At 52.7% G+C, this 26,245-nt stretch carries 26 protein-coding genes; 8 read left to right on the top strand and 18 right to left on the bottom strand.

Going from position 1 to position 26,245, the window contains the following annotated elements; all coding sequences use genetic code 11:
• The first annotated feature begins 534 nt into the window (after positions 1 to 534).
• A complete protein-coding gene (locus tag CHH75_RS22330; protein WP_141235875.1) occupies positions 535 to 795 on the top strand; it encodes a hypothetical protein in 261 nt (86 codons plus the stop codon).
• 201 nt (positions 796 to 996) lie between these two features.
• Positions 997 to 2,523: a malate:quinone oxidoreductase gene (locus CHH75_RS22335; RefSeq protein WP_095265147.1), complete on the top strand. Its 1,527-nt coding sequence runs from the start codon at positions 997 to 999 to the stop codon at positions 2,521 to 2,523.
• A gap of 117 nt (positions 2,524 to 2,640) precedes the next feature.
• Here the strand turns inward: CHH75_RS22335 and CHH75_RS22340 are convergent, their stop codons facing one another.
• The 6 genes from CHH75_RS22340 to CHH75_RS22365 all read right to left on the bottom strand — a co-directional run bounded on the left by CHH75_RS22340 (position 2,641) and on the right by CHH75_RS22365 (position 8,336).
• On the bottom strand, positions 2,641 to 3,363 hold the full coding sequence (locus CHH75_RS22340) for an amino acid ABC transporter ATP-binding protein (protein WP_095265175.1): 723 nt from the start codon (positions 3,361 to 3,363) through the stop codon (positions 2,641 to 2,643).
• 10 nt (positions 3,364 to 3,373) lie between these two features.
• Entirely contained in the window at positions 3,374 to 4,021 is a 648-nt protein-coding gene (locus CHH75_RS22345) for an amino acid ABC transporter permease (protein ID WP_095265146.1), read from the bottom strand.
• A 94-nt stretch (positions 4,022 to 4,115) separates the two neighbouring features.
• Complete coding sequence (locus CHH75_RS22350; protein WP_095265174.1) at positions 4,116 to 4,943, bottom strand: basic amino acid ABC transporter substrate-binding protein; 828 nt, start codon at positions 4,941 to 4,943, stop codon at positions 4,116 to 4,118.
• 228 nt (positions 4,944 to 5,171) lie between these two features.
• Positions 5,172 to 6,047 (bottom strand): N-carbamoylputrescine amidase, encoded by an 876-nt coding sequence (aguB, locus tag CHH75_RS22355; RefSeq protein WP_095265145.1) that lies wholly within the window; start codon positions 6,045 to 6,047, stop codon positions 5,172 to 5,174.
• Positions 6,048 to 6,098: 51 nt separating this feature from the next.
• Positions 6,099 to 7,127, bottom strand: coding sequence for an agmatine deiminase family protein (locus CHH75_RS22360; RefSeq protein ID WP_095399187.1), 1,029 nt, complete (start codon positions 7,125 to 7,127; stop codon positions 6,099 to 6,101).
• Between the two features lie 354 nt (positions 7,128 to 7,481).
• Positions 7,482 to 8,336, bottom strand: a complete 855-nt coding sequence (locus CHH75_RS22365; RefSeq protein WP_095399188.1) for a manganese catalase family protein — start codon at positions 8,334 to 8,336, stop codon at positions 7,482 to 7,484.
• A 217-nt stretch (positions 8,337 to 8,553) separates the two neighbouring features.
• On the opposite strand from CHH75_RS22365, the gene CHH75_RS22370 reads away from it, so the two are divergent.
• Positions 8,554 to 9,060 (top strand): DUF3231 family protein, encoded by a 507-nt coding sequence (locus tag CHH75_RS22370; RefSeq protein WP_095399189.1) that lies wholly within the window; start codon positions 8,554 to 8,556, stop codon positions 9,058 to 9,060.
• Positions 9,061 to 9,127: 67 nt separating this feature from the next.
• On the opposite strand, the gene CHH75_RS22375 is transcribed toward CHH75_RS22370, so the two are convergent.
• The 9 genes from CHH75_RS22375 to infC all read right to left on the bottom strand — a co-directional run bounded on the left by CHH75_RS22375 (position 9,128) and on the right by infC (position 17,694).
• On the bottom strand, positions 9,128 to 9,424 hold the full coding sequence (locus CHH75_RS22375; RefSeq protein ID WP_095265141.1) for a spore coat protein: 297 nt from the start codon (positions 9,422 to 9,424) through the stop codon (positions 9,128 to 9,130).
• The gene (locus CHH75_RS22380) at positions 9,421 to 9,639 is read right to left on the bottom strand and encodes a hypothetical protein (protein WP_095399190.1); all 219 of its coding nucleotides are present in this window, start codon (positions 9,637 to 9,639) and stop codon (positions 9,421 to 9,423) included. Before CHH75_RS22380 ends, CHH75_RS22375 begins: the two co-directional genes overlap by 4 nt.
• A gap of 30 nt (positions 9,640 to 9,669) precedes the next feature.
• Positions 9,670 to 10,806 (bottom strand): zinc-dependent alcohol dehydrogenase, encoded by a 1,137-nt coding sequence (locus CHH75_RS22385; protein ID WP_095399191.1) that lies wholly within the window; start codon positions 10,804 to 10,806, stop codon positions 9,670 to 9,672.
• Positions 10,803 to 11,189: a spore coat protein gene (locus CHH75_RS22390; protein WP_095265138.1), complete on the bottom strand. Its 387-nt coding sequence runs from the start codon at positions 11,187 to 11,189 to the stop codon at positions 10,803 to 10,805. The genes CHH75_RS22385 and CHH75_RS22390 overlap by 4 nt, the downstream gene beginning before the upstream one ends.
• Entirely contained in the window at positions 11,186 to 11,449 is a 264-nt protein-coding gene (locus CHH75_RS22395) for a spore gernimation protein GerQ (protein ID WP_095265137.1), read from the bottom strand. The genes CHH75_RS22390 and CHH75_RS22395 overlap by 4 nt, the downstream gene beginning before the upstream one ends.
• Before the next feature lie 286 nt (positions 11,450 to 11,735).
• Positions 11,736 to 12,722, bottom strand: a complete 987-nt coding sequence (locus CHH75_RS22400) for a DMT family transporter (protein WP_095265136.1) — start codon at positions 12,720 to 12,722, stop codon at positions 11,736 to 11,738.
• A gap of 7 nt (positions 12,723 to 12,729) precedes the next feature.
• Entirely contained in the window at positions 12,730 to 13,395 is a 666-nt protein-coding gene (locus CHH75_RS22405; RefSeq protein ID WP_095265135.1) for a GntR family transcriptional regulator, read from the bottom strand.
• Positions 13,396 to 13,534: 139 nt separating this feature from the next.
• Entirely contained in the window at positions 13,535 to 16,801 is a 3,267-nt protein-coding gene (locus CHH75_RS22410; RefSeq protein WP_176475637.1) for an S-layer homology domain-containing protein, read from the bottom strand.
• Between the two features lie 371 nt (positions 16,802 to 17,172).
• Positions 17,173 to 17,694, bottom strand: a complete 522-nt coding sequence (gene infC, locus CHH75_RS22415) for a translation initiation factor IF-3 (RefSeq protein WP_095399193.1) — start codon at positions 17,692 to 17,694, stop codon at positions 17,173 to 17,175.
• 265 nt (positions 17,695 to 17,959) lie between these two features.
• Between infC and CHH75_RS22420 the strand changes: the two genes are divergently transcribed.
• The 3 genes from CHH75_RS22420 (at position 17,960) to CHH75_RS22430 (ending at position 20,511) form a co-directional block, all read left to right on the top strand.
• Entirely contained in the window at positions 17,960 to 18,796 is an 837-nt protein-coding gene (locus CHH75_RS22420; protein ID WP_255223096.1) for a sugar phosphate isomerase/epimerase family protein, read from the top strand.
• A 176-nt stretch (positions 18,797 to 18,972) separates the two neighbouring features.
• Complete coding sequence (locus CHH75_RS22425) at positions 18,973 to 19,869, top strand: SMI1/KNR4 family protein (protein WP_095399195.1); 897 nt, start codon at positions 18,973 to 18,975, stop codon at positions 19,867 to 19,869.
• 150 nt (positions 19,870 to 20,019) lie between these two features.
• Positions 20,020 to 20,511, top strand: coding sequence for a pyridoxamine 5'-phosphate oxidase family protein (locus tag CHH75_RS22430; protein ID WP_095265129.1), 492 nt, complete (start codon positions 20,020 to 20,022; stop codon positions 20,509 to 20,511).
• A 115-nt stretch (positions 20,512 to 20,626) separates the two neighbouring features.
• Here the strand turns inward: CHH75_RS22430 and CHH75_RS22435 are convergent, their stop codons facing one another.
• The 3 genes from CHH75_RS22435 to CHH75_RS22445 are packed head-to-tail and all read right to left on the bottom strand — an operon-like array spanning position 20,627 to position 23,513.
• Complete coding sequence (locus CHH75_RS22435) at positions 20,627 to 21,232, bottom strand: response regulator transcription factor (RefSeq protein ID WP_095399196.1); 606 nt, start codon at positions 21,230 to 21,232, stop codon at positions 20,627 to 20,629.
• Positions 21,229 to 22,350 carry a sensor histidine kinase gene (locus tag CHH75_RS22440; protein ID WP_095399197.1) on the bottom strand — a complete coding sequence of 374 codons (1,122 nt, stop codon included), beginning with the start codon at positions 22,348 to 22,350 and terminating at the stop codon, positions 21,229 to 21,231. Before CHH75_RS22440 ends, CHH75_RS22435 begins: the two co-directional genes overlap by 4 nt.
• A 26-nt stretch (positions 22,351 to 22,376) precedes the next feature.
• Positions 22,377 to 23,513, bottom strand: a complete 1,137-nt coding sequence (locus CHH75_RS22445; RefSeq protein ID WP_095399217.1) for a DUF418 domain-containing protein — start codon at positions 23,511 to 23,513, stop codon at positions 22,377 to 22,379.
• Positions 23,514 to 23,699: 186 nt separating this feature from the next.
• On the opposite strand from CHH75_RS22445, the gene CHH75_RS22450 reads away from it, so the two are divergent.
• Both CHH75_RS22450 and CHH75_RS22455 read left to right on the top strand, forming a co-directional pair.
• A complete protein-coding gene (locus CHH75_RS22450) occupies positions 23,700 to 24,824 on the top strand; it encodes a CdaR family transcriptional regulator (protein ID WP_095265126.1) in 1,125 nt (374 codons plus the stop codon).
• Positions 24,825 to 24,958: 134 nt separating this feature from the next.
• Positions 24,959 to 26,227 (top strand): GntP family permease, encoded by a 1,269-nt coding sequence (locus CHH75_RS22455; protein WP_095265125.1) that lies wholly within the window; start codon positions 24,959 to 24,961, stop codon positions 26,225 to 26,227.
• The last annotated feature ends 18 nt before the right edge of the window (positions 26,228 to 26,245 follow it).

Consider the following 26,245-nt stretch of genomic DNA (forward strand, 5'->3'; position numbering starts at 1 on the left):
CCTCTTTTGCTGTTGTCTGCTTTAAGCGTTGGTGGTCCGGCCATGAGGCGATCATCAGTGATAAGCCAGCCCGAAGCGGCACGGCTTCCAGCTCTGTATGTATCGAGCGGAACGTCGATGATGACTAGAAAGATAGACCGGGAAGGCCGGCAGCGGTCGGAACAGACCTTGGCGGTTTATTCGGATCATTCCATGGCCAGACACCGGTGCTTCGGACTCTTAATGGCTAGCTTATATGCTTATAGTCTGTCTTCTGCTGGAACATGCCGGCTTCGAGGATCGCGAGATTGGCTTGTTCATTCAGACGTTATGGACAAATCAATCCACGCGTTGGCCCGCTCCGTTAGAGCAGGCTGCTGCTCGTACACATGATCAAAATCAAGCACCGTCACATCATGATGTAGAAGTCCCATGATCATCATCTCCTTACAGAAATAAGACTTCATGTTCATTCCGAATCGTTAAGGATGAGCGCTGCCATGATTAAGTTTATCATAAAATTTTGCCGTTTCTCATGTACAAGGTCACACGACTGTGTTCATCACTGCAGAGGAAGCAGCGACGGAGCGGATGTTCCCGGAGGCTCATGCCCAATATCGCTTCCTCTCGCCGCTCCAGTTCACCAGTGGAGAGCTGCCGGAGATGTCGGTCATGCTGGTCAGGATAGAGGCAGGCAAGTCGGACTATGATGAAATGGTCGTCCATGATTTTGTGGAATTTACCCCAAAGGGAGGGAACACGGGCGCCTTCGTTGATGGTTCGTGGGCCTGCCCTATTCCAATGATTCGGTTATAAGTCATGCGCCTATCCAATCTATAAAAAATTTAGATAAATATGATATTAAAATCTACAAATAATAGTGATACACTAGGAATAGGACATCTTGGATCCGAAGGGTGTGGCATGCTATGCAAGCGCGCCCTGGCTTATTGTGGCGTCTGAGCAGGAGCGCCTTTCATCCTTCCTGCAAAATCGTAGGGTAGAGGGACGGTAAATATGGACAACCGACAAACGAAAACCGACGTAATTTTAATTGGTGCGGGCATTATGAGCGCAACTTTGGGATCACTGCTGAAACAATTAGTACCCGAATGGGACATCACCGTATTTGAGAGGCGCTCGGCCGCAGGGGAGGAAAGTTCCAACGAATGGAACAATGCCGGAACCGGGCATTCTTCGCTGTGTGAGCTGAACTACACCGTGGAACAGCCAGACGGGTCTATCAATATTAGCAAAGCGATTCAAGTGAATGAAGAGTTTCAGTTCTCCAAGCAGTTCTGGGCTTATCTCGTCAACAGCGGCGTCATATCCAATCCGAAGGATTTTATTATGCCAGTGCCTCATATGAGCTTTGTTCAGGGGGAGTCGAATGTCGCTTTTCTGAAGAAAAGATTTGAAGCGCTTTCGGTTAATCCTCTGTTCGAGGGCATGGAATACTCGGATAATCCGGATCTGCTGAAGCAGTGGGTTCCGCTGATGATGAAGGACCGGATCGTGGATCAGCCGATTGCGGCTACACGAATTGAATCAGGCACCGATGTCAACTTTGGCGCTTTAACACGTTTACTATTTGATCATCTGCAGAAGAACAATGTCGGTATGCATTTCAATCATCAAGTTGATGATATTAAGCGAAATAGCGAAGGTTTATGGGAACTGAAGGTGCGGGATCTTGCCAGCGGCGCCGTTCGCCGTCATGCAGCCAAGTTCGTCTTTATCGGCGGCGGGGGCGGCAGCCTGCATTTGCTGCAGAAATCGGGCATTCCGGAAGGCAAGGGTATCGGAGGATTTCCGGTGAGCGGGCTGTTCATGGTATGTCACAATCCGGAGGTTGTGGCCCAGCATCATGCCAAAGTGTACGGAAAAGCGGCAGTAGGCGCTCCGCCGATGTCGGTTCCGCATTTGGATACCCGCGTCATTAACAACAAAGAGTCGCTGTTCTTCGGGCCATTCGCTGGCTTCTCGCCGAAGTTTCTGAAGTACGGCTCGATATTTGATCTAATCACCTCGGTGAAGCCGCATAATCTGGTGACGATGCTGGCTGCGGGTGCGAAGAACTTCCAGCTCACCAAATATTTGATCGGGCAGCTGATGCTGTCCAAGGAGCAGCGCCTCGAAGCGCTGCGCGAGTTCGTCCCTAATGCCAAGGGCGAGGACTGGGAGCTTGTGGTGGCTGGCCAGCGCGTTCAGATCATCAAAGATACAGCTTCCGGGAGAGGAACCCTGCAATTCGGGACGGAAGTGATCAGCGCTGCCGATGGTTCGATTGCTGCACTGCTCGGCGCCTCGCCGGGCGCATCGACCGCCGTGTCGGTCATGCTGGAGGTAATCTCCAAGTGCTTCCCGCAGCATATCAAGGCATGGGAGCCGAAGCTGAGAGAGATGATTCCTGCGTACGGCACTTCCTTGCTGCAAGAGCCTGCGCTGCTTCGGGAGATCCAGGCAGAGACATCGCGGACGCTGGGATTAACGAACGGCAATGGCGCGTCGGGTCACGGAGACAAGACTTCTGCGCTTGCATAAGAATTATCGGTGAATAACATGAAAGAGGTTCGATTATGCTCGTCATGGAGCAATCGAACCTCTTTTTTTTGCATATCAGCTTCATGCTGGATGATGGCGATACTCGGGACAAGATACTTATAGCACTTTTGACAGAAAGGAACGGGTGCGTTCCTGCTGCGGGTTGGAGAACAGCTGATCAGGCGGCCCTTCCTCCACAATGCTTCCGCCCTCCATGAAGATGACGCGGTCTCCGACTTCACGGGCGAAGCCCATCTCATGCGTGACGACCACCATCGTCATGCCTTCCCTGGCGAGATCCTGCATGACCGTCAGCACTTCGCCGACCATCTCGGGATCAAGCGCCGACGTTGGCTCGTCAAACAGCATCACCTTCGGCTCCATCGCCAGCGCACGGGCAATGGCCACGCGCTGCGCCTGACCGCCAGACAGAGAGGCAGGATACATATTCGCCTTGTCCTCCAGGCCGACCTTGCGCAGCAGCTCCATCGCCTTCGCTCTGGCCTTGTCCGGCGCCCACTTCCGAACCCGGAGCGGAGCAAGTGTAATGTTATCCAAGACCTTCATGTGCGGAAACAGGTTGAACTGCTGGAATACCATACCGACTTCGGCGCGCATTTCAGTGATGTTGGTGTTCTTGTCCATCAGCGACTGGCCTTCGATGCTTATGTCACCGTGCTCGGGTACCTCAAGCAGATTGAGACAGCGCAGAAAGGTCGATTTGCCCGAGCCGGACGGCCCGATCACAACGACAACCTCCTGGGGCATGATGCGGGCATCGATCTCGCTTAGCACCGTAACCGAACCGAAGGACTTGCTCAGCTTCTTCACTTCGATGATAGGCTGCATGCTACATTCTCCTTTCGATATAGTTCAGCAGCTTGCTGAGGCTATAAGTCAGGATGAAATAGACCAGGGCCGCGGTCAGGTAAGGCTCCCAAATGCGGTAATACTGCCCGGACATCGCCTGGCTCCAGTACATGAGCTCCTGCGCCGCGATGACGGCCACCAGAGAGGAGTCCTTGATCAGCACGATGAACTCATTCCCGAAGGCCGGAATCATTCGTTTGATGGCCTGGGGCAGAATGACATATCGCATCGCTTGAACATTCGTCATGCCCAGCGACTGAGCGGCCTCCCGTTGCCCTTTATCAATGGACTGAATCCCGGCACGATAGATCTCTGCCGTATAGGCAGCCGAGTTCAGCGAGAGGGCGGTTATGGCTGCTATGAAAGGATCGGTGCGTCCAATAATCGCCGGAATTACCCCGAAATGGACGATAAAGATCTGAACAAACAGCGGGGTGCCCCGGAAGAAATTAATATAACTTTGAAAAGGCCATCTGATGTACCAGCGGCTTGACATCTTTCCGAATCCGATTCCAAGTCCAAGGATGGAGCCGAGAATGATCGAGAGGATCGAGATTCCGATCGTCAGCATCGTTCCCCGGAGGATCAGCGGCATGTAGTCGATAATAATGTCGAATCTGAAATCCATGCTATTCGCTCTTCCTTTCTGTCAATAAAAGAGCATGCGTGGTGTGATGCGTACGCATGCTCTTTCAGTGCTTATTGCGAAAACCGGCCGCTGCTTACTCGGCCGCTTCCTGAAGTACCGTAATGTCCGGTGTTTCACCGAACCACTTCTCATAAATCTCGGCATATTTGCCGTTTTCGATCACCGTTTTGATCGCTGGGTCAAGCTTGGCCTTGAGCTCGCTGCCCTTCGGCAGGAGGATGGCATAGAACTCCGAACCGAAGTTCTCGACATCGGTAATGCCGATGAAATGCTTGGTCGGGTTGTTCTTGATGTACTCGCCCACGATGGCGTTGTCAGCGACAACGGCGTCAGCCCCGCCTTTGTCCAGCTCCATCAGCGCGACGGTGTTGCTGTCGAAGCGGCTGATATTCGGGTTGTTCTGTCCGAACAGCTCGCTGACGATAATGTCGGCCGTGGTGCCGCCCTGAACGGCGACCTTCTTGCCTTCCAGATCAAGCGCGCTCTGGATGTCGCTGCCTTCCTTCACCATGATCATGTTCGTGGATTCAAAATAAGGGATCGTATAATCATAGCTTGCCTTGCGGTCCTCCGTAATCGATACGGAAGAGATGCCTGCCTGATACTCGGTACCCTGTCTCACACTGGCTAGCATCGTATCCCAGCCGGTATTGGCTACTTCATAAGGAAGGCCTGCCTCTTCCATGACCGCAGCCAGAAAATCAATGTCAAAGCCAACGATCTTGTCTTTGTCCATGTACTCCATCGGTGCATAGTTCGCGTCGGTCGCGAATTTAATCACTTGTTCTCCCTCTGAGGCGCCGCCTTGCGCACCTTCGCCGCTGCCGTTCGAATTCGATCCGCAGCCGACAATCGACACGGTCAATATGGCGGAGATGAGGAACAAACCCCATTTCTTCATGTTCATGTAAGAATCCCCCTATTTTTATGGATAACATCTTAAAGAGATTTTAGCAGAATCAGGTCAGTGTGACAATTAACTTTTCTGAACTGCGTGAGGTAATCTAACATGTGAAGGAATGCACATGTGGAAGGAACCGCCATCCCAGCCCTTTGACCATGAAAAAAAAGCGGCACGACGTTGTTCAACGTCGCACCGCTCATCGCTTGCTGCTTCAATAAATGTCTGTTACAGGGTGGTCTCCCCATCATAAGTAATGATTCGCTTGTACAGCTCAGGACGGCGGTCGCGGAATACTCCCCATTCGATCCGCATCGTCTCCAGCTCATCCAGATCGAACTCGGCGGTCAGCACCGTCTCCTCGGTCCGTCCAGCTTCGACGATTTTATTCCCTTGCGGTCCAGCGATGAAGGAAGAACCGTAGAAGTCAATGGCTGAATCCTCATCTTCCTCGCGGCCAATCCGGTTGGAGGCGATGACGGGAATCAGGTTGGCTGCTGCATGGCCCAGCATGCAGGTCTGCCAGTGATCCTTGGAATCGATGCTCGTATCCTGCGGCTCTGATCCGATCGCGGTCGGATAAAGCAGCAGTTCAGCGCCCATCAGCGCCATGACGCGGGCGGCTTCCGGATACCATTGGTCCCAGCAGATGCCTACGCCGATTTTGCCGTAACGGGTTTTCCACACCTGGAATCCGGTGTCGCCGGGGTTGAAATAGAACTTCTCTTCATAGCCCGGACCATCGGGGATGTGGCTCTTGCGATAGTGACCGAGCACTTCGCCATCGGCATCGATAACGGCCAGCGAGTTATAACGGGCATAGTTCTTCTTCTCGTAGAAGCTGATCGGCAGCACGACCTTCAGTTCCTTGGCCACCTGACGGAAATGATTCACCGCTTTGTTATGCTCAAGCTCTGTAGCATACGTATAATAATCCGACTTCTCCTTCTGGCAGAAATACGGGGTTTCGAACAATTCCTGAAGCAAAATAATTTGCGCACCCTGCCGGGCCGCTTCCCGAACGAGCTTATCCGCCTTGGCGATATTCTCTTCGATGCTGCCCGAGCAGCTCATTTGTGTCGCTGCAACCTTTACTTTTCTCAAGCGGTTCCCCTCCTTGTATCGTTTATCCCTACATTAGCTCGTCAGCTGCTGTTACGATCTTGCCGGCATTTGCTGGGTGATGCAGTGCACGTTTCCGCCCTCACCGATGATGGCCATGCCGTCGATCGTGCGAATTCGGCGATCCGGGAATACGGCCTGAAGCGTCTCGACCGCCAGACGGTCGGTTTCAGCAGCTGCGCCCCCGAATACCGGCAGGATGATTCCGCCATTCACGAAATAGAAATTCAAGTAGCTAAGCGTCAGGCGGCTCTCCTTGTAAAAGGCCTTCGGCGGCTGCAGGAGCTTCACAATTTCAAGGGCGCGTCCGCGCGCATCGCGTGCCTGCTCCAGAATCTGCAGATTTTCCTGGGTGATGGCGTAGTTCTCATCCTTCGGATCTTCGCACACTTGGAGAATGACTTTCCCCGGTGCCGCGAAGCAGGCGATGTTGTCAATATGACCATCGGTCTCGTCCCCATCCAGTCCGCGCTTTAGCCAAATGACCTTCTCGGTACCGGTATAGGCTTGTACCAATTCTTCGATTTGCTCCCGGCTTAGATCCGCGTTCCGATTCCGGTTCAGCAGGCATTCCTCGGTCGAGAGCAGCGTCCCGTCACCATCAACATGAATGGAGCCACCCTCCAGGATGAGCGGAGCATCGAACTGCTTGACGCCATAATGCTTCAGCAGCGCTGTAGGCACCGCGTTGTCCAAATCCCACGGCGCATATTTCTCGCCCCATGCGTTGAATTTCCAGTTCACACCCGCCAGCTCGCCCGATTCGTTCTTCACGAAGGTCGGGCCGTTGTCGCGCAGCCAGGCGTCACTGTGTTCCAGGGGAAGCAGCTCAATGTTGTCCTCACCCAGCATAAGCGATACTTTCTTCACTTCCTGAGGATCGACCAGAACGGTGACCGGCTCGAACTCAGCGATCGCCTTGATCACCTCGGCATAGCCGTTGCATACCGTTTCATAATCCTCCGGAAAAGTCATTGACTCCTGCACCGGCCAGGAAATCAGGGTTCGTTCATGCTCTGCCCATTCGGGCGGCATTCTATAATTTAACGCACTCGGATTCATCTCGTGTCCTCGACTCACTTTATTTAAAATTTGAAGGACCGGCACCCGGCCGGTCTCCCTAACCATAATACAATAAGATGTCGACTGTCTCAAACGATAAATTCAGCGGGATTATTCGAAAGATCATGCCGTCAGGCAGGGTCATCTGTTCGAGTTTAAGTCCAGCGGCAAAATGACTTGCTATTGGTCCGACTCAAGGAGGGGGTCAGGGCAATGTCTGCTCGTGGATACCGCTTGTTCCTTACTGTGTCCCGTTTCCAGCCTGACTATGAGCCTGAACCGGGCATAACCTTTTCGAACATAACAACACCGCCTTGTTAATAACAGGGCGGCATTGATGAGGGGGGACTTGTATCAAGCGTTCAGATCGTGCAGGCCAGGGCTGTGTTCATTAGGCATCTCGGGCATCATTGGTAGCGGGAACCCTTCCGGAGGCTGGGTGACCTGCAGACTGCCGCCGTTTCTGCTCGGCGTCTGGCCGCTGAATATTTCGCCAATGCGCGTGTTGTCGAGGCGGAAATTGAATTGGGCATTATGGAAGCCCATGTCGACGTATTTCTGACATTCCGGGTACTTGTGAATATCGTAATTCGGTACCGGGAACAGTTTGCCCCATTCCACACCGAGCGTTTCCAACGCCTTGGCAAACGCATTTTGATGGGCATTGTCGCGAACGATCAGAAAAGCAAGGGTTTCCCGAAACGTTTTATTGGTGCTCATCTCATAAATTCTTGATTTCTGAAGCACGCCTGTGGATTCCAGCACAAGATTGTCCATGAGATTGGCTACGAGATTCCCGTGATCGTACACATAGTTGCCGTTCCACGGGTTTCCGGCTGCATCAACCGGCAGGGAGCTTTGCGCGCCCATAATATAGTGGTGGGGGTTCGCATGCTTCACAGCTTCATCTAGCGGAGCGCCGTCAGCGCCAGCGTCGCCAACGCCTTCTGCTCCAGATCCCGTCAGCAGCTGGTTGATCGTATGCTGTACCAACTCCACATGGCTGATTTCTTCCAGGAACACACCGCGGATCAAATCGCGGAATTGCGTTGCCTTGCCCCGATAGTTGTTGCTCTGGAAGAAGAATTGCATCATCGTCCGCATTTCTCCGAATCTTCCCCCGAGCGTCTCCTGCAACACTTTGGCGGCCGCCGGGTCTGGCTTGTCCGGCACAATGATATTGATCAGGTCTTCCTTGTAAAAGTACATATCGTTTGCCTCCGATTTCCTGGGATGGTGAGTCATCTTCAGTTTTATTCGCTAACGCCGGTTCTATGCGGTCTGTTTGCAAGCAATCATTTCCATGCGGTGTGCCGGTTAGTCTCCATGAAGGGGATGCAATGATCTTCGGCCTGGAAGCATGAAATGGACGATTTCAGCGCATAATGGCATTGTTTCAACACCATGATTAAAGGAGCTGGACAGTATGGGAATATTAAGCGGCAACCCGAAGGACGAGCCTTTGCATTACGGTGAAGTATTCAGCATATGGGAAGCGTCCATGATGGCAAAAGGAAGCATTTCATGTTACGAAGCGTTTATGTATCATGCTGGGGACAAGGAGCTGAAAAAGCTCATTCAGGACTTTCTGGATCAAGCCAGGCTGGAAGTGAAGGAATGCGACGAGCTGCTGACGGATAACGGAATCTCTCCGTCGCCTATGCTGGCGGAACGCCCTGCTGCAGAGCTGAAGGACATCCCTCCAGGAGCCCGGTTCACCGATCCGGAGATCGCAGCCAAGCTGGCGGCGGATAATGCACTGGGTCTTGTCTCCTGCAGCAAGACGATGGGGCTTAGCATTAGGGAGGATGTAGGAGCTCTGTTTGCGAAGTATCATGTGACCAAAACAGCACTGGGACTTCGTGTTCTGCGTATGAACAAGGAGAAGGGGTGGCTGGTGCCGCCGCCGCTGGTTGCTAAACAACCGGAATAACCAGGCTAACATATCCAAATAGCAAAGAGGCTCCGCAGATCGTATGCAGAGCCTCTTTGCTATGGGTTCATGATGGAATGTTCAAAGCGGTTTGAATATTGGTCAGATCCCGCTCAATCTGTTCATTCATCTCATAAGGCTTGTAGAAGCCGCGTTCCATCATGTAGCCGATGATTTTCTCATGGGTGTCTACCGCTTCCTCCAGCTGCTGGATCAGAATGGACTTGATCTCCGGGCTGGCGCATTCGGTTACAGCCATCGCATAGTTTCGGACCCCGGTTTTGGCGCTAATGAGAAAATCCATGGCCACCATCTCGTCCGTCAGTTTATCCAGCCCCATAATGCGCTCAATAATTGGATTCACGATCTCATCTCCCTTATGTCCGAGTTGGCTAAAATATGGCTAAGCTCCTGGAGCTGCCTAGTAGATATCTCAACGTCATCCAGTAAAATTTGCTTCAGCTCCGGGTCAGACACGAGCAGCTTCATCGCTTTGGCTTTGGTCATGCAGAGCGTCTTGAAGGCTGCCAGTTCATGCACCTCCAGTGTCTCATGCAAACCGTAGGCGGCTGTATTCATTTGCGTTCTCCCTCCTAAAGTTATAATGGGTCATGGCTTCAGCACCACTTTGATGCAATTGTCTGTCTTGGTATCGAAGATGTCATACCCATGCTTCGCTTCGCTAAGCGGAATGACGTGGGTAATAATGTCGCTGGCATTGATTTTGCCGGAGGTGATCAGATCATACATATGCGGCATGTAGTGAATGACCGGTGCCTGGCCGGAGCGGATATTGATGTTGCGCAGCATGATGTCACCGAGCGGGAATCCGTTATAGCGTCCGCCATACACCCCGGTTATCTGAATCGTGCCGCCTTTGCGTACCGCCTGGGTGGCGATCACGAGCGCACTCATCGTCCCGCCCTGAAGCTTCAGCCCGCTGGCCAGAAACTCCATATCGCTCATCTTGCCGTCCATCCCGACGGCGTCGATGACGACATCCGCACCGCCTTTGGTGATCTCCTTGAGATAGGCGCCTACGTTCTCTTCCTGCTCGAAATTGACAATTTCTACGTTGTTGGTGCGCTTGGCGTGCTCCAGACGGTAGTTGACGTAATCAACAGCAATGACGCGCGAAGCGCCTTTCAGCCATGCGAATTTCTGGGCAATCAGCCCTACAGGGCCGCATCCGAGGACGATCACAACATCTCCCTTTTTGACGCCTGCGTTGTCCACACTCCAGAATGCGGTGGGCAGGACATCACTGATCAGGCACAGGTTCTCATCGGGCTCCTCGCAGCTTTCCGGGATTTTGAAATGGGTGAAATTCGCGAACGGAACGCGCAAGTACTCGGCCTGTCCGCCGGGATACCCGCCAGCATTGCCGGAATAACCGAAATAGGCGCCGATCTGGCCGTTATCATTGGAATTGTCGCATTGGCTTTCCAGCTGATTTTTGCAGAAGAAGCATTCCCCGCACGCGATGGTGAAGGGGATGATGACACGGTCGCCTTTTTTCAGATGCGTAACCTCGGGGCCGACTTCTTCCACAATCCCCATCGGTTCATGGCCGATAATATAGTTCTCCTGGAGATTGGGGATCATCCCGTGAATCAGGTGCAGGTCTGAGCCGCATATGCCCGTACTCGATACTTTAATCACGATATCGTCAGGTTTTTCGATTTTGGGATCAGGGACGTCTTTGACAGTTACATTTTTAATGCCTTGGTAAGTTACGGCTTTCATGCTTGGTGTCCTCCTACATGCTCATCGGGCGTGCGATCGAACATCCCCTTGCGGCTGGTATCGTCAGGGAAGAGGTTCATCTGTCCAATCATGATGGTGTTTTTGGCAGCAAGCTGATCAAGCTGGTACTGTTCGGTCAGCTCATAAGGATGGAACCATTTCTTGCGCATCATCAGATCGGTAATTTCCTGGTGCAGTGCAATTCCTTGGCTTAACTGACGGCGGAGCAGGGAACGGGCTTCTGGCGATACGGTCTCGGTCAGCGCGATAGCCGTGTTGCGGACGCCTTCCTTCGCACGCATCAAGAAATCGACCGCGAGTGTCATATCGGCCATCTCCGGCATGTTAAGCGCGTTAATCGGATCCAAGTAATCGTTATTCATTGAAGTGGTCCTCCATCATTCAGGATGGGTTCCGGCCGACTTTCGGGTACTGGGGCCTGAAAAGGAACGCTTTCGTAGACCGACTGCAGCTCTTGAATCGCCTGTATGGATTGTTCTACATCTTTTTGCATCAGCGCCTTGAGCTCCTGGTCAAACACAAGGCCTTGCATCAACTTGGATTTGGCCAGGCACAATGTCTTAAAGTTGAGCACCTCGTGAAGGTCCATCGACTCATGAGGGGCGAGTGTACGTGGTTTCATAGCGATCGGGAGCACCTCCATCTTTTTTTCAGCGATAGCTTTCCCTTACGCCTGAGAGTTATGCTTTGGGCTTGTTCAGCGTCTGACATGGCGTTACTTGTGGGCAGGCAAAAGCGGGGAATAAGCGGCTTTTCAAATGATGGCGGGTGGCGGTAAGGTTCTAAGAGGCAGTTAGGACGGAGAAGTCGGAGAAAGAACGGTATAGATATGGGGACGGTTGTGGGGAAGGAAGGACGGCCAAGAGCTGTGATTGGCTCGCAGCCGCCCCTCGGTAATGCTCGGGGGATCAACCTTTTTCAACTCGTTGGTTGTGGGGCAGGTGAATATAGCGGGTTTCTTGTCTATTGGACATCAAGCTGTGCAGTGCCATTCCGATCATGACGATGATTACACCGCACCATGCTAAGGGAGAAGGGATCGGCATGGACAGAATCCAGAGCTCGCCGGCCAGGGCGAACAGCACCTCCATCGACTGGGTTGCCTCTACGGCAGCCAGCTGCTGCATATTTCCCCGCACCATGTCAGTCGCCTTGAAGAAGAGTACCGTAGCGATTACACCGGAGAGAAGCGCAACCAGCAGCGCCTGAAAGGTCTGCCCGGTGCTAGGCATCCCGACGGTCATAGCGCCGTAAACGGAGAGCAGCAGCCAGAAAGGCAAACTGGCGATGGTCATACCTAACACACGCTGGGTGGTATCGAGCCGTCCTTCGCACAGCTCCATCATTTTGCGGTTTCCGAGCGGGTAGGCGAAGGAGGCGATCAGCACGGGCACAAATCCGAACAGCAGGTCACGGGTAGAAAGGCTTCCGGCATGATCCAGCTGCATCAGCACAATGCCCAGCAGGATGATGAGCGACATGCCCAGCCCCTTGATCGGAAGTGCTGCCCGGGCCTGGACAGGCCCTTGCGGTGTATGCCTCGTTTCGAAAAATAAAGGGGTCAGAAGCGCGCCCGATATGATGGTGATTTGCCAGGTGCCTGCAATCAGCCAGCCAGGCGAATACGCGGCGGCAAAGCATAGCGGGGCGTAAAACAAGCCGAACCCGATACAGCTCCATAGCAGCCATGCGCCGGGCTTTCTTCGAATCTCGTGCCAGAGCGGGCGCAGCTTGCGTCCTGCAAGCACGATGATTAAGAGAAAAGGAAGCATAAAGAGATACCGCAGCGAGGCGCTCCAGATCCAGCTGCCTCCGGACAGCTGCATCGATGAGTTAAGCACAAAGGTAAAGGCAAAAAAGAAAGCCGCGCCCATTCCGATCAACACAGGTCTCAATAAAGACTCACCTCGGCTCCGTTGGTTGTGTCAGCAATTCGCCAAGACTTAACCAGTTTTCTTCGACAAGCCGGACCGTTTTCTCATACTCCTTGTTGCGGAGTGCCGACAGGATGCGCCGATGCTGCGCTACCGATCCGATCCCTTTAACATGATTGAATTGCGCGACCTCCAGACGGTGAATCTTCGGAACACAGCGCTCCATGGCCAGCAGGATCTCCGGATTGGCAGCCGCATCAAGGAAAACGTGATGAAACCGGGTATCCGCCTCTATGGCCTGAATAACATCGCCCTGCTCAATGGCCAGCCGCAGTTCTTCATTGATCGCTTCCAGAGCGGCGATGTCCTCCTCCTGCATAATAGGACATGCGAGCCTTGCTGCTAATGCGTGCAGCGCGGCAACCACCGTAAATGCATGCTTCGCCTCCTCGAATTGGATGGGTGCCACAAACGTTGAAGAACCGGGGAGTGATCCTATAAGTCCTTCGTCTTCAAGCCTTTTCAATGCCTCTCTGACCGGGGTGCGGCTAATGCCGAACTGGTCGGCTAACTCCTTGTCGCTCAGCCGCTGGCCTGGCTGCAATTCCAGTGTGATAATCGACTTTTTTAATGCATGATAAACCTCATCGCGCAGGGACAGTCGTTTAATGGGTTTAATATGATTCGTATTCATAAAACCAATATATCGGATATCGCCTTTGGTTGCAATGCGGAGAAGTTGGATGTCGTGTTATTTTGGGAACATAAATAGCCCCCAACCAGAGAGTGGTTGGGGGCTATGGATTAGATGTTGTTCTTATGGAGACTATGACTTACTCGACGATGGTCTCACCGCCGTCATTCCGAGTGATATAGCTGTGATCCCGGGACGCTTCTTCAATATGATGGAATGCCCAGTGGGTCGTAGCTACATCGGTCCAAGAGGCTGTGACTTCGTACAGTGGGCCTCTTTGGAGAAGACGGTTGAATACAACCACCGCTTCAGCACGCGTTAATGTTTTGTTAGGCTGGAAGCTGCCATCCGGCATTCCTTCCATGTACCCAGCTACATATACATTCGCGATGCTGCCTTCAGCCCAGTGGCCGCGCACATCACTGAAGCTGTGATTCGCTTCTCCCGTCAGATTCTGCAGACGGGCAATGATGGTGGCCATTTCTGCACGGGAGATCGCTTTTTCCGGTTGGAAGCTGCCATCTGGCATTCCCTGCATTAGGCCAGTGACGGTCGCGAAACGAATGGCCTCGCTTGCCCAATGTGTTTCGGTTACGTCAGGGTAAGCGACAGCTGTACCTGCTGCAGGCAGATCCAGCACCCGAGACAGAATGGTAGCGATTTGGGCACGGGTCAAGGCTTGAGCCGGTTTAAAGGTTCCGTCCGGGAAGCCGACCATATAGGCGCTGTGTGTGCCTTCTGCACCCTGGTCCAGATTCAGGATCGTGAATGTGCTGAACTTCCCGATTTCAAACGTTAGACCTAGGACGCCTTCTGCATATTCGCCAAGTTCAGGTGTAACCAGCTTGCGCTCTCCATCACTATGCTCGATGAAGATGGCCAGATTCGACAGGAACAACGCCCGTTTAGAGGCATCTGCCGGAATATGGCTGCTGTTCATTGGCAAGGTGATCTGTACAGGACGGCTAGGCATGTTCGTTTCGATCGTGAATGGACGATCGACGACATAGATATTGCCATCATTCAATACTTCTCGAACGAGCTGTTCCTTCTTGGCCCGTTCTTCCACTTGCTTGCGCTCATCAACTTGCTTGATAGGCACGAGATGGAAGTACAGATTTTGATTCAAATCACGAAGCGATGCATTCGGAATGGTGATCATCCCGTTATCGGTGAAGATTTCGAGATCGAGTCCTGACTCGTGCACGGTTTTAAGTGCCGCCACAGGAAGCTCTACCCGTACATCCTTCACTTCGTCATTCTCATCAGGAATGACAATGCGAACTGCGGTTGAGCCTGCTGCCAGTGTTTTCTGGACGGCTTCAGTCGCCTTGGACGATTCAAATGTTACTTTATCACTCTTGGTGCCATCGGCATTGCTTGTCCGTTCGATAACGGTCTGAGCCACGACGCCTTTTCCGCTAGCTTCGACATTGACCGTAATTCTTTCAACATTAGACGGTGCTGGGCTAGGAGGAGGTGTAGTGATATTTCCGCTGCCTCCATTATTGCCGTTATTGCCGCCGTTTCCGCCGCCATTGTTACCTCCACCGTTCGGAGCAGCTGCTCTCGTTACGTTAATGGTGTATGTGGAGGTTGTTCCGTCTTTCTCTGTAATAACCATCGTGATTTCATTACTTCCTACATTCAGAGCAATAGCCTCACTGGCTTGTCCACTGTTTACTACGATGCCATTCAATGTAATCGTTGCATCTGGGGTTACCGGATTTACCGTGAATCGAAGCTCGGTTGTGCTGTAGTCCACGTTCATCGAGTATTCATAAACATCTGCAGACACATTCGGATGAAGGGCGCCCGTAGATGGTATGATGAGCTTTCGTGCCAGTGCATTTCTTGCATCGCGTACTGCCTGAAGTGCTTTATTAACTTGCTCTTGTGTAGCATTTCCGTCATTGAGTACCCGGTTAGCTTCGTCCAGCGCATCCTGCAGAGCCTGCCAGGTGGCTGGTGTGTATTCCGCCTGAACCAGGTTTTCGTTGCTAATTTCGGTCACTTTGTTTTCCAGCGCCGTTTTATTGACGGTAGGAATGCGTTCGAGCTTGCTGCGCGCGTCTTCCAGAGCAGTAAGCGCGTCATCGACCTGCTGCTGTGTAGCATTTCCGTCATTGAGTACCCGGTTAGCTTCATCCAGCGCATCCTGCAAAGCCTGCCAGGTTGCTGGTGTGTATTCTGCCTGAACCAGGTTTTCGTTGCTAATTTCGGTCACTTTGTTTTCTAGCGCCGTTTTATCTACTACTACAAATTGTCTATTTACAGGTTCCGACTGAGTTTTCTTATTACTTGCTGAAACTGTGATCGTATATGCACCTGGATTGAGAGTATCATCTAATGGGAGTTCCCAGTTCCCGTTCGCCGTCAGCGTTGTCCCCGTAATCTCACCATCGGTACTCGGTTGGCTTATTTCATTCTTGAATGATCGCCATACCAGAGTATTGTTTGCATCATAACTTGCAAGAAGAGCACCAGAGTCGGCAAACAGATTTTCAATACTGCCCAAGCCGGCATCTGTTGCTTGTCCAAACTGGGTCCCTGCTGTCATACTCTGTGTGGTAATACCTGCCTCTCCAGTAAACGGACCATCTAAAATAAGACTTTTATAGTTTGCCATATTAACGTTTAACGCTTTGCCCGTACTATTGGTATTCCCCGTGATCCGTGCCTCACCCGACATTACGAGCATACCACTAGGATTACTGCGGAAAGAAATTCCTCCACCAATATTGTCCGTGATTAGGCCCCCGGTCATAATAAATTGTGATCCACTATCCACCAAGACCGCCGCGCCGGTAGAAATATTTTCTCTAATTTCTCCACCTTTCATTTCTACGACCGATCCTGTGTTGTCGACATGAATTACGCTTCCAGAAAATCCTGAGTTACTTCCACGTAAAACAGCCCCTTCTTCGATAATCAGTCGTGAACCTCCAAAGACATTAACTATTCTTCCACTGATCCTCTGATTATTGAAATTGCTATCAATGATAATATTTTTTAATGTTAGCTCTCCTGAAGTTAAATCAAATTGCGTGTCTAGAGCGTTATTACCGCTTGGCTCACCACGCTTAATCATAACAGTATTTACTCCAGGAGCCGTTGTTATCGTAACGCGCTTGTCTAAATTAAGCTTAAGTGCCTCTGAGTTTTTAGTAGTTTGTGTGATGTCGTCCAGGAGATATATCGTTCCCCCGTCACTAACCTCTGTATAGGCCGTCTTTAAGGTAGCGTATGGCGTCGCTTCAGATCCATCACCATTGATGTCATCGCCCTTGCTACTGGATACGTAAACTGCCGAAGAAGCGGCATAGCTTACCGGAGCTCCTAAACTTACGCTAATGCCCGTAAAGACTAGCGTAAAAATCAGAAACATAATCCCGATTTTACGCAAATTAATATGGTGGGCGTGCATTCAGATCATTCCTTTCTAAGATGTCTCTAGTGTTACTATCGTACGTCGTTTTACGATTTCGATATCGTTGTCTTATGATCCATTTTCTTCATACACGTAGTTGCTTGATTATTCACCTTCCTTATTAAATGTAATGAAAAAACTACCCAAGATTTCACATGATTTCGCTAAAAAATATCAAAATTCGTCATTGTTAAATTTATCAAGGGGAACTCTACAAAAACTCTACAAAAACTCTACAACCTTGTTATCAAATTGAATTAACGATTAAATGGGCCTTGTTTTCAAGCCAGTTGCATAAAAATAACACCAACCGTGAAGGTTGGTGTGTCAGGATTCACCTTTTCTATTCATTTCGGATTCACTCTCACCTGCGAGCCTTTGCCGCTCGTCTGAATGCCGCTCTCTTTCACTCCGACATCCTTCAGGTCCATCAGCAGCCGCTCCAAAACCGCCTTGGCGGCGGCAGCTTCTTTGGCTCCGGTCGCTTTGACGACGAGCTGAACAGGCTTGCCTGAGCGGAGGTGTTTGTCTGCCTGGCGAAGCTTGGTGTCGTAGTCATGCTCCTCGATATGTGCAGTGAAGCGGAACTCCTTCACCTTTTCCTTGGCGCTCTTGCTCTTCCCGCTATTACGGCTGGCGTCCGGCTTGGTTGACGCTGCTTTCTTCTGTGCCAGGGCCTTTCCTCGACCTTTGGGAACCAAAGTGCATGGCGGAGGACTACTCATGAGCGAGGTGCAGACGAGATCCAGTCCTTGTGACCGTGCCATCGCGAGTGCTTCCTCTCTGGATACCACCCCGAGATGCTCACCGCTTAAGCCGGTTAGATCAACTTCGGAAGCTCTGATTTGTTCATTAATAAGTACTGCCACGTAGGATGCCTCCCAGAAATATAGTTACAGCTATCATATATGCAAGAGCTTTAACATTTCAAATAAAAGCGGGATACTCCCGGGGGGAACTGAACCAATGTTGATGCTAGAATATACCTGCTTAGTCATCTGAACCTCTATCCGTTTCCAGAAGAAGGAAATCATGTTATCTTTAATGAAGGGACCTGGACGTGTCATCATGCATGATGCTGATCAAGCTGCTAAGGCGTACCGGGGGAAATATAGCCATAGGTAGGAGGAGAGGATGATGTCCGTCGGAATTTTAGCGCATCTGTTGGGGAAGCAGCCGTATAAGGAGCTGGCACGGAAGGTCGCTGAATATGGGTTTCCGTATGTTCAGCTTGCGCTGTCCAAAGCGATTACGGATGTGGACTGCTCACTTGGAAAGCTCAGCCCGGGCTTGGCGAGTGAGATTGGCGGTGCTTTTGCGGAGCATCAGGTTCGTATAGCGGTGCTGGGCTGTTACGCAAGCCTGGTTGAACTGGATGATGACGTCTATCGGCACAATATCGACCGGTTTAAGGAGCATCTCCGCTGTGCGCGGCATTTTGGAGCTCCGATCGTGGCTACGGAGGTGGGTAAACCCGAGGATTCTGCTCGCTTGCCGCAATATTGGGAGCGGCTGCATCATGCGCTGGAGGAGCTGGTGGAAGAGGCCGAACGGTGGGGCGTAACGATTGGACTGGAGGCTGCGCAAGGGCATCTGATAGACTCGCCGGATACGATGGCCGCAACGCTCGAACGCTTCCCCTCCTCATGTGTAGGAGTCGTTATCGATCCGTGCAATTTATTAAACGCTTCCAATTATGAACGCCAGGACGAGGTTATCCAATCTGCCTTTGAGCAGTTCGGATCTCGCATCGTTAGCGCCCATGCCAAGGACCTGATCCTCCGTTCGGATGGAGAACTTAAGGAGACAGCGGCAGGGCTTGGAGAACTGCATTATCCGCTGTTTTGGGAGCTGCTGGAGCAGCATAAGCCGCATGGATTTGTCACGTTGGAGGGTGTTCGTGAGGAGCAGTGTGCAGCTGCGGCACAATTCGTAATCGAAGGCAGGACAGCAGCGAGAAGCAGCCGCTGAAGGGAGCTGCCAGGAGGCAGCCAGCGAGCGGTCCATTGTTGCTATAGCGGACGCTGTTCAGAGGTCGCCCCCAATGCAGCCAGAATTGACGTGAAAGCGTCACCTGCAAAGTGGAGAGGCGGCTGTCAAGAATGATATAATTTGCATAAGGGATGATAAGGTAGGAGGCAGAAATGATGCGAGAGGATTTAATCGAACAGCTGGAAACATGGCATGAGGAAGATGAATTCGAAGAAATTGTAGATGCCATCACGGAAATACCTGAGGAGGAAAGGGATTACGAGCTGATCAGCCATTTGGGGCGGGCGCTTAACAATCTGGAGCGTTACGAGGAAGCGGTGGAGCAGTTTCTCTTGATCGAGGAGGAAGGACGGGAGGACGCGTTGTGGCATTACCGCATCGGTCTGGCCTATTACTACTTGAAGCGCTACGAGGATGCCCGTCGTGCCTTTGAGCATGCAGATCGTCTGGAGCCTGACGATGAGGACACGCTGGAGTTCCTGGACTTGATCAAGAAGAAGGAAGAGAAGGCGAAAGCAGCCGCTGCTCGGGCCGCTCGATCAACTGCTGCCAGGAATGTCAACGCAGCAGAATTTTGGGATGACAGTCATCCTGCGGCTGAACAATATACGATGGCTTCTCCGACAGATGGGCTGATCGCCTCGGTGGAAGAAGAGCTCGTATTCAAGCTGCCGCCGCATTATGTACATATGATGAAGCAGCATAACGGAGGGATTCCCCGCAAGCGCCTCTTCGTGCTCGGGGGGACAGACTCGGAGGAGAAGGAGTCGATTACAATTTCAGGAATTCTCGGCATCGGACGGGAGAAGAAGCTTTCCCTTTGCGGATCCGCTGGCAGCCGGCATATCATTGAGCAGGGCGGCTACCCTGAGATCGGTGTTGTCATTGCAACATGTCCGTCGGACAGCGAGGTGGTCATGCTCGATTATCGTGAATCCGGTAACGACGGGGTTCCCGAGGTTGTCCATGTGGACAAGGCAGACGGTTACCGCATTACCCCGCTGGCGCCAAGCTTTGAGGCGTTTGTGAACGGCCTGCAGTCCGAGAACTGAGCAGAGTGCGAAAGCACGGAAAGTCTTAAGTCAAGACCAAGACAGCCGGAGACGGAGGTTTTGGTCTTTTTGCGTTGTCTGTTTATTTTGGGTCCGGCTTGCTTAACCTAACGTTGAAACAATCAACCACGAAGAACTGGAGTGAGAACAATGGCGAATGGTCAAACAACGGCACATCAGGAGGCAGTGGAGACGGTCCGGGAGCTGATCAAAGGGATTGATATAGCTATGCTGACAACCGTTTCTGAGGACGGGCTCGTTTCGCGCCCGATGAAGACGCAGGAGGTGGAGTTTGACGGTGATCTTTGGTTTCTGACCAAGGAAGATACGGACAAGTACCATCAGCTTCAAGACAATCCGCATGTCAACGTGGCTTATGTCGGGAAATCCTATGTATCGATTCGCGGACAAGGCGAACGGATTGAGGATCGGGCGAAAATCAAGGAACTGTGGAACCCGGGATATGCCAAGCTGCTGCAAACGACAAGCGATGATCCGCAGCTTGTTCTGATCAAGGTGAAGGCGGAAGCGGCTGAATATTGGGAGACAGGCAACTGGACCAAAATGATGAAGCGGATGTTCTCCCAGCTTACAGGCGCCCGCTCTGAGACCGAGCTCAACCACACGGTCAATCTGAAGTAGCCGGAGGATCACATTTTTTCCTTCTTGCCGCGATCGCGGTGTATCACAGGGCCGCCGCGAGGGCGGCTCTTCTACTTTCTAATATCCATAAGAACCAGCTGCTCCTCGATTTCTGTTAAATCCAGCCCTTCTCCTCCGCAATCTGAACCGCCTGCTGCCGCGAGTCGGCTTCCAGCTTCTGAATGGCTGAGGATAGATAGTTTCTGACGGTGCCCTTCGTAAGATACAGGGCTTTGCTAATCTCGCTGGTGGTCATGCCTTTCTTGGTCAGGCGGAGCATTTCCACCTCCCGGTCGCTCAGCGGATTCTCTTCTCTCATGAAGAGCGCAGCTGCGAGATCCGTGCTGATCACGCGCTCGCCGGCGACTACCCGGCGGATGGCTTCAATCAGGTAATCAATCGGCTCATCCTTGAGCAGATAGCCTTCGACCCGGGCGTCCATCGCTTTTTGCAGGTAGCCGGGGCGGGCGAATGTGGTTACAATCATGACCTTGCAGGGCAAATCGGCTGCCCGGATACGCTCTGCCAGCTCCAGTCCGCTGATGCCTGGCATCTCAATGTCGAGCACGCATACATCAGGCTGATGGCGCTGGATCGCTTCCCAGGCCTCATTTCCGTCCGGTACCTCGGCAGCAACCTCGATATCTTCTTCAAATCGAAGCAGCGAGGTGAGCGCTCCTCGGAGCAGTTGCTGATCCTCTGCAATCACCACTCGAATCATGATGGCTTGTCCTCCTTCTCTTGCTGGCGGAACGGAAGCAGCAACGACACCACGGTCCCACCGCCCTCAGCATCGTCCACGGTCAGGCTTCCCTGAAGCGACTTCATTCGCTCCATCATGGACGAAATTCCATTTCCGCTATTTCTTCCGCCAAGCCCTACACCGTCATCAGCAATCGTGACATGAACATGATCGCCGGCGGTATCAATTCGGATGAAGCAATGCTTGGCCTGGCTATGCTTGATAATGTTGGTTGTCGCCTCACGGACGCAGAGCGCAAGCATCGTCTCCTCGACGCTGGAGAGCAGCGGCAGCGTGCTGTGCCCCGCAGCCTCCAGCTGGATGCCTGCGGTTCGCAGCAGATCCCGGGAGCGCTCGATTTCCTGAGTAAGGGAGATGAACTTCATGTCGGACACGAGCTCTCTCACCTGCTTCAGTGCGGTTCTTGATGAGGTCAGAATGTCCATCAGCTCCGCCTTGGCTTTGGAGGAGTCCCGATCGATCCAGCGGGCAGCCAGCTCGCTCTTCAGCTTGATCATGGCCAGGGTCTGTCCCAGCGTATCATGCAGATCTCTTGCAATTCGCTGCCGCTCCTCCTGCTGGATATAATGCTCCAGCTGCTGGTTGGCTGCATCCAGCTTGCCCTGGAGGCTTTTGGTACGCTCTATGATATGGATGACGACAGGCAGGATCATCTGCACAATCATGACAGGTAGAAAGGTAATGCTCTGTACAAAAGGATCATCCGCCTCGAGCCGCGAGACGATAAATGTCATGAGACCAATGGCTGCAATTCCGATCGTAATATGCCACTTCGACCTCGCTCTTCCCAGCAGGTCTGCGAACACAAATCCAAACACCAGCATGCTTGCACTAAGATGCACACCGAGCAGTGTCAGTATTGCAACGCCGGCAAGCACGGCCACCAGCAGATAGAAATCCCGCCGCCACAGCGCGACATAGAAGGCGATAAGGTAGGCTGTCAGCAGCCCCAGCTTCGCCCACAGGCCAAGCGCCGAAGGGGCGGTCAGCACCATATATAACAAAAACACGAGTGCGATGACATCAATGAGCAGATATTGCTTGATCTGATCCCGCGGGTATATTTTACTGATCATCCAACCCCTCCGCTTCTCCCATCCGTTTATCTTGAAGTGATCCCGCTGAGTAGACGCCTCCGTACAGCCTCCATCGGACCGAGCTTACAATAGCGCAGCCACAGCGAAGCGAACGTTAACTGTAGGGCGGATAGGGCAAGCCATATGAATAGGATGGCCCATGAGTCGAGCCTTCCTCCCAGTCCGAGCCCCCAGCCATAGAAGATGCAGGAAGCGATGATATTCTGCATGACATAACAGCTGAGCGACATTTTGCCGGCGTTCTCAAGCAAGTGCCACAGTCCGTTCCATTTGGTATATTGTATCATTTTTCCGATGAGGGCTATATAGCCGAGCGACAGCAGCGGAGCGAAGAGATAGCGCACGGTCAGGTCGAAGGCGCCGCCGGGAACAAATATAAGAAGGTTTAACGGAAGGCCCAGATAGAGCCCGATGGCGAGCAGTCTGGCGCGAATCTTCTTTCCCTTCTCGTCCGGTGCGAACGCACCTGCGCGCATGAGCCGAACACCCAGCAGAAATAGAAATATATTCATCGGAATCGTGAAAATAGCTTCCAGTCGCAGCACCAGGAAATGGGATAGGCGGTATTGTACTTGTTCCAGCCAAGTTCCGCTCTGATAGAGGGCGACCACTCCGGAATCGCTGCCGAACGATATGTTGCCACCTGCAGCGAGAAGGAGCGCGAGAATCGCCAGCATGAAGGCGGCATGGAGGCTCCCGATCAGGGCCATCGTCCGCTTGATCCACCGTTCGCCGCCTTTCACGATGAAGGCCGATATGAGCGCCGTAACGGCATAACTCATCAGAATATCGTACTCCATCACGAAGATGAAATGCAGCAGGCCTTCCATGAACAGAAACAGGACTACCCAGATGTACACGCCAGGCCAGGGCTTGCCCCGCCGCATAGCCTGACGGTACTTCAATTCCATCCCGACGCCGAACATGATGGTCAGCAGCCCAAGCAGCTTGCCGTTCACCAGAAACAGCACGATCATGCGGAGAAGATCGTTGCTTTCCCACCACCCGCTCTGATTGAAGGTTGTAATGAAAGACAAGTCCCCGAGATGGGCGAATATCCATATGTTGGTTCCCAGCGTGCCGAGAATTGCGAATCCTCGAAGAATGTCCAGGAGGCGAATCCGTTGAGGTTGTGTTTCCATCATTCTCACTCTTTCTATACATTAGGATAGGATGCCATTCTAGTGTAGCGAGACAGGAAGCAGTGGAACATTCACAGCTGTAAAGAGATTGATATGACAGGTGTCATCCATCCACATTTCATTGTGCATTCTCACTATGATACAGTGGATACAACACGGTAAGGAGAAGGGCAGGTTATACGAGTCATGCAATTTCTAACCCGGGAGCTGGCACAGGAAATCGTGGAGCGCACGATGAGCATTCTAAACCGCAATATTAATGTCATGAATGAGAGCGGCGTCATCATCGGTTCGGGGGATCCGGAGCGAATCGGTCAGCTTCACGATGGCGCGCTGCTGGTGCTCAGGACAGGAGAGCGTGTCGAGATCGACCAGTTAAGGGCGGCGGAGCTGAAATCTTCAAGACCGGGCATCAATCTGCCTATCAGTTTTAACGGCCAGACTGTCGGCGTTGTAGGAATTACAGGAGAGCCCGAGGACATTCGCAACTATGCTGAGCTGGTCAGAATGGCAGCCGAGCTTGTACTGGAGCAGTCGTTCCTGCTTGAGAATGTTCAGTGGAAACAGCGGATTCAGAATGACATTGTCAACCAGCTGATCTCGGAAGAGAACGTGGATGAAGAGAGTGTCATTGAGCGGGCGAGAGCGGTAGGGATTGCGCTCAGGCAGCCGCGGATGGTCATTGTGCTCGATGGGCCTGATAGTACGGAAGCAGCAGTGCAGAAGCGGGTTCGGGCCGTTCAGTATGAAGTTGGCAGGTCGGATCTGATCGGTGTCACCTTCAATCATGAAATCGTCATTCTTAAATCGGTGCCTGAGGCGCCCCAAGCGCAAAATACGGAGCTGACACTGTTTCTGAAACGGCTCCTGCAGGTGGCGGGCGGCAGCGTTCTGATCGGATGCGGCAGTCTGGCTGAACGACCGAAGGGACTGCAAGCTTCCTTTAACCAAGCAAGAAGCGCGATCCAGGTTGGAGGCAGGCTCCGGGCCGGAGCGAGGGTATACCGGTACGAGGACTACCGGCTGGAGATTATGCTATCCCAACTCGCTTGGGAAGAGGAGGATCAGCAGGCTTTTGCCTTCTACGAGCAACTGCTGGGTCATGAGAAGAAGGGCGAGCTTGCGCATACGCTGGAGGTGTTCATCGAGGAGGGCGGGGAGCTGCACAGCATCGCGGAGCGATTGTTCATTCACCGAAACACACTGCGCTACCGGCTCGACAAAATTACAGAACTGACCGGCAGAGACCCCCGGAACTTGAAGGGATTGATGGAGCTGTACATCGCGCGGCTGTGGCATCACCTTCGTTAATTGTGCATATGCACAATAGATGCCGGGTTTTACGCATCATTTTTCATCCTGTCCGCCAATGTAATCGCATTCGGTAAACGCTTACAATAAAGGTGAAGCTTCACTATAACGTCAACATCGGGGAGGAATTCGCCGTGGAAGTAACCGTAAGCGCTTTGGGAGCTATATGTGCCTTAATCATAGCGATTGTATTGATTCTGAGAAAAGTGCCGCCAGCCTACGGCATGATCGCCGGTGCCTTAATCGGCGGGCTGATTGGCGGTGTCGATATTGCCAGTACGGTCAATCTGATGGTGGAAGGGGCCAAGGGCATTATTCCGGCGGTGTTGAGGATTATGGCGGCGGGCATACTTGCAGGCGTGCTGATCGAGTCAGGAGCCGCATCGTCCATCGCCGAGACCATCGTCAAGAAGCTGGGGGAATCGCGTGCGCTGCTCGCGCTGGCGGTCGCGACGATGATTCTGACCACGGTCGGGGTGTTCGTCGACGTTGCGGTCATTACCGTATCGCCGATTGCGCTGGCTATTGCGAGCCGCGCACAATTGTCCAAAACCGCCATATTGCTGGCGATGATTGGCGGCGGTAAAGCCGGCAACATCATGTCGCCGAATCCGAACGCCATCGCAGCTTCGGATGCATTCGGCATCCCGCTGACATCGATCATGGCTGCAGGGATCATCCCGGCAGTGTTCGGCATTGCGGTGACGTACATGCTGGCCAAGCGAATGGCGAACAAGGGCTCTGCTGTTTCGGACCGGGATATTGAAGCCTCCGGAGACAGCAGAATGCCGACTTTCCTGACGGCCCTGATCGCACCGCTGGTGACGATAGTCCTGCTGGCACTGCGGCCGCTGTTCAACATCAACATTGACCCGATGATCGCGCTGCCCGTTGGCGGACTGATTGGCGCCATCGCGATGGGGAAGGCAAGGAAGATCAACGAGTACGCAATTTCCGGTCTTGGCAAAATGTCGGGCGTCGCCATCATGCTGCTCGGTACAGGGACGCTGGCCGGCATTATCGCCAACTCATCCCTAAGAGATGTCATTATTGACGCGCTGAGCGCATCCGGTCTGCCGGCATATCTGCTGGCACCGATCTCCGGTATCTTCATGTCGGCGGCGACGGCCTCGACAACAGCCGGAACGGCGGTGGCCAGCGGCGTGTTCAGCAGCACCATTCTTGGACTCGGCATATCTGCACTGGCAGGGGCGGCGATGATTCATGCGGGAGCCACGGTGCTCGACCATATGCCGCACGGCAGCTTCTTCCATGCAACAGCCGGAAGTGTGAACATGAATATCAAGGAGCGTCTGAAGCTGGTGCCGTACGAGTCGGCTGTCGGTCTGACGCTGGCGGTGGTTTCAACCCTCCTGTTCGGTGTCTTTAAACTCTGGGGTTAGTGCGCATCGGCGGTTTGG

It is taken from the genome of Paenibacillus sp. 7541, from assembly GCF_002276395.1.
Classification (GTDB): domain Bacteria; phylum Bacillota; class Bacilli; order Paenibacillales; family Paenibacillaceae; genus Paenibacillus_AQ; species Paenibacillus_AQ campinasensis.

What these genes read in the sequence shown, in the direction of transcription:
- CHH75_RS22335 (WP_095265147.1), top strand. Translation starts at nt 997, where the DNA reads ATGGACAACCGACAAACGAAAACCGACGTAATTTTAATTGGTGCGGGC.
- CHH75_RS22345 (WP_095265146.1), bottom strand. Translation starts at nt 4,021, where the DNA reads ATGGATTTCAGATTCGACATTATTATCGACTACATGCCGCTGATCCTC.
- CHH75_RS22350 (WP_095265174.1), bottom strand. Translation starts at nt 4,943, where the DNA reads ATGAAGAAATGGGGTTTGTTCCTCATCTCCGCCATATTGACCGTGTCG.
- CHH75_RS22360 (WP_095399187.1), bottom strand. Translation starts at nt 7,127, where the DNA reads ATGAATCCGAGTGCGTTAAATTATAGAATGCCGCCCGAATGGGCAGAG.
- CHH75_RS22365 (WP_095399188.1), bottom strand. Translation starts at nt 8,336, where the DNA reads ATGTACTTTTACAAGGAAGACCTGATCAATATCATTGTGCCGGACAAG.
- CHH75_RS22370 (WP_095399189.1), top strand. Translation starts at nt 8,554, where the DNA reads ATGGGAATATTAAGCGGCAACCCGAAGGACGAGCCTTTGCATTACGGT.
- CHH75_RS22380 (WP_095399190.1), bottom strand. Translation starts at nt 9,639, where the DNA reads ATGAATACAGCCGCCTACGGTTTGCATGAGACACTGGAGGTGCATGAA.
- CHH75_RS22385 (WP_095399191.1), bottom strand. Translation starts at nt 10,806, where the DNA reads ATGAAAGCCGTAACTTACCAAGGCATTAAAAATGTAACTGTCAAAGAC.
- CHH75_RS22390 (WP_095265138.1), bottom strand. Translation starts at nt 11,189, where the DNA reads ATGAATAACGATTACTTGGATCCGATTAACGCGCTTAACATGCCGGAG.
- CHH75_RS22395 (WP_095265137.1), bottom strand. Translation starts at nt 11,449, where the DNA reads ATGAAACCACGTACACTCGCCCCTCATGAGTCGATGGACCTTCACGAG.
- CHH75_RS22405 (WP_095265135.1), bottom strand. Translation starts at nt 13,395, where the DNA reads ATGAATACGAATCATATTAAACCCATTAAACGACTGTCCCTGCGCGAT.
- CHH75_RS22420 (WP_255223096.1), top strand. Translation starts at nt 17,960, where the DNA reads ATGATGTCCGTCGGAATTTTAGCGCATCTGTTGGGGAAGCAGCCGTAT.
- CHH75_RS22425 (WP_095399195.1), top strand. Translation starts at nt 18,973, where the DNA reads ATGCGAGAGGATTTAATCGAACAGCTGGAAACATGGCATGAGGAAGAT.
- CHH75_RS22430 (WP_095265129.1), top strand. Translation starts at nt 20,020, where the DNA reads ATGGCGAATGGTCAAACAACGGCACATCAGGAGGCAGTGGAGACGGTC.
- CHH75_RS22435 (WP_095399196.1), bottom strand. Translation starts at nt 21,232, where the DNA reads ATGATTCGAGTGGTGATTGCAGAGGATCAGCAACTGCTCCGAGGAGCG.
- CHH75_RS22440 (WP_095399197.1), bottom strand. Translation starts at nt 22,350, where the DNA reads ATGATCAGTAAAATATACCCGCGGGATCAGATCAAGCAATATCTGCTC.
- CHH75_RS22445 (WP_095399217.1), bottom strand. Translation starts at nt 23,513, where the DNA reads ATGGAAACACAACCTCAACGGATTCGCCTCCTGGACATTCTTCGAGGA.
- CHH75_RS22450 (WP_095265126.1), top strand. Translation starts at nt 23,700, where the DNA reads ATGCAATTTCTAACCCGGGAGCTGGCACAGGAAATCGTGGAGCGCACG.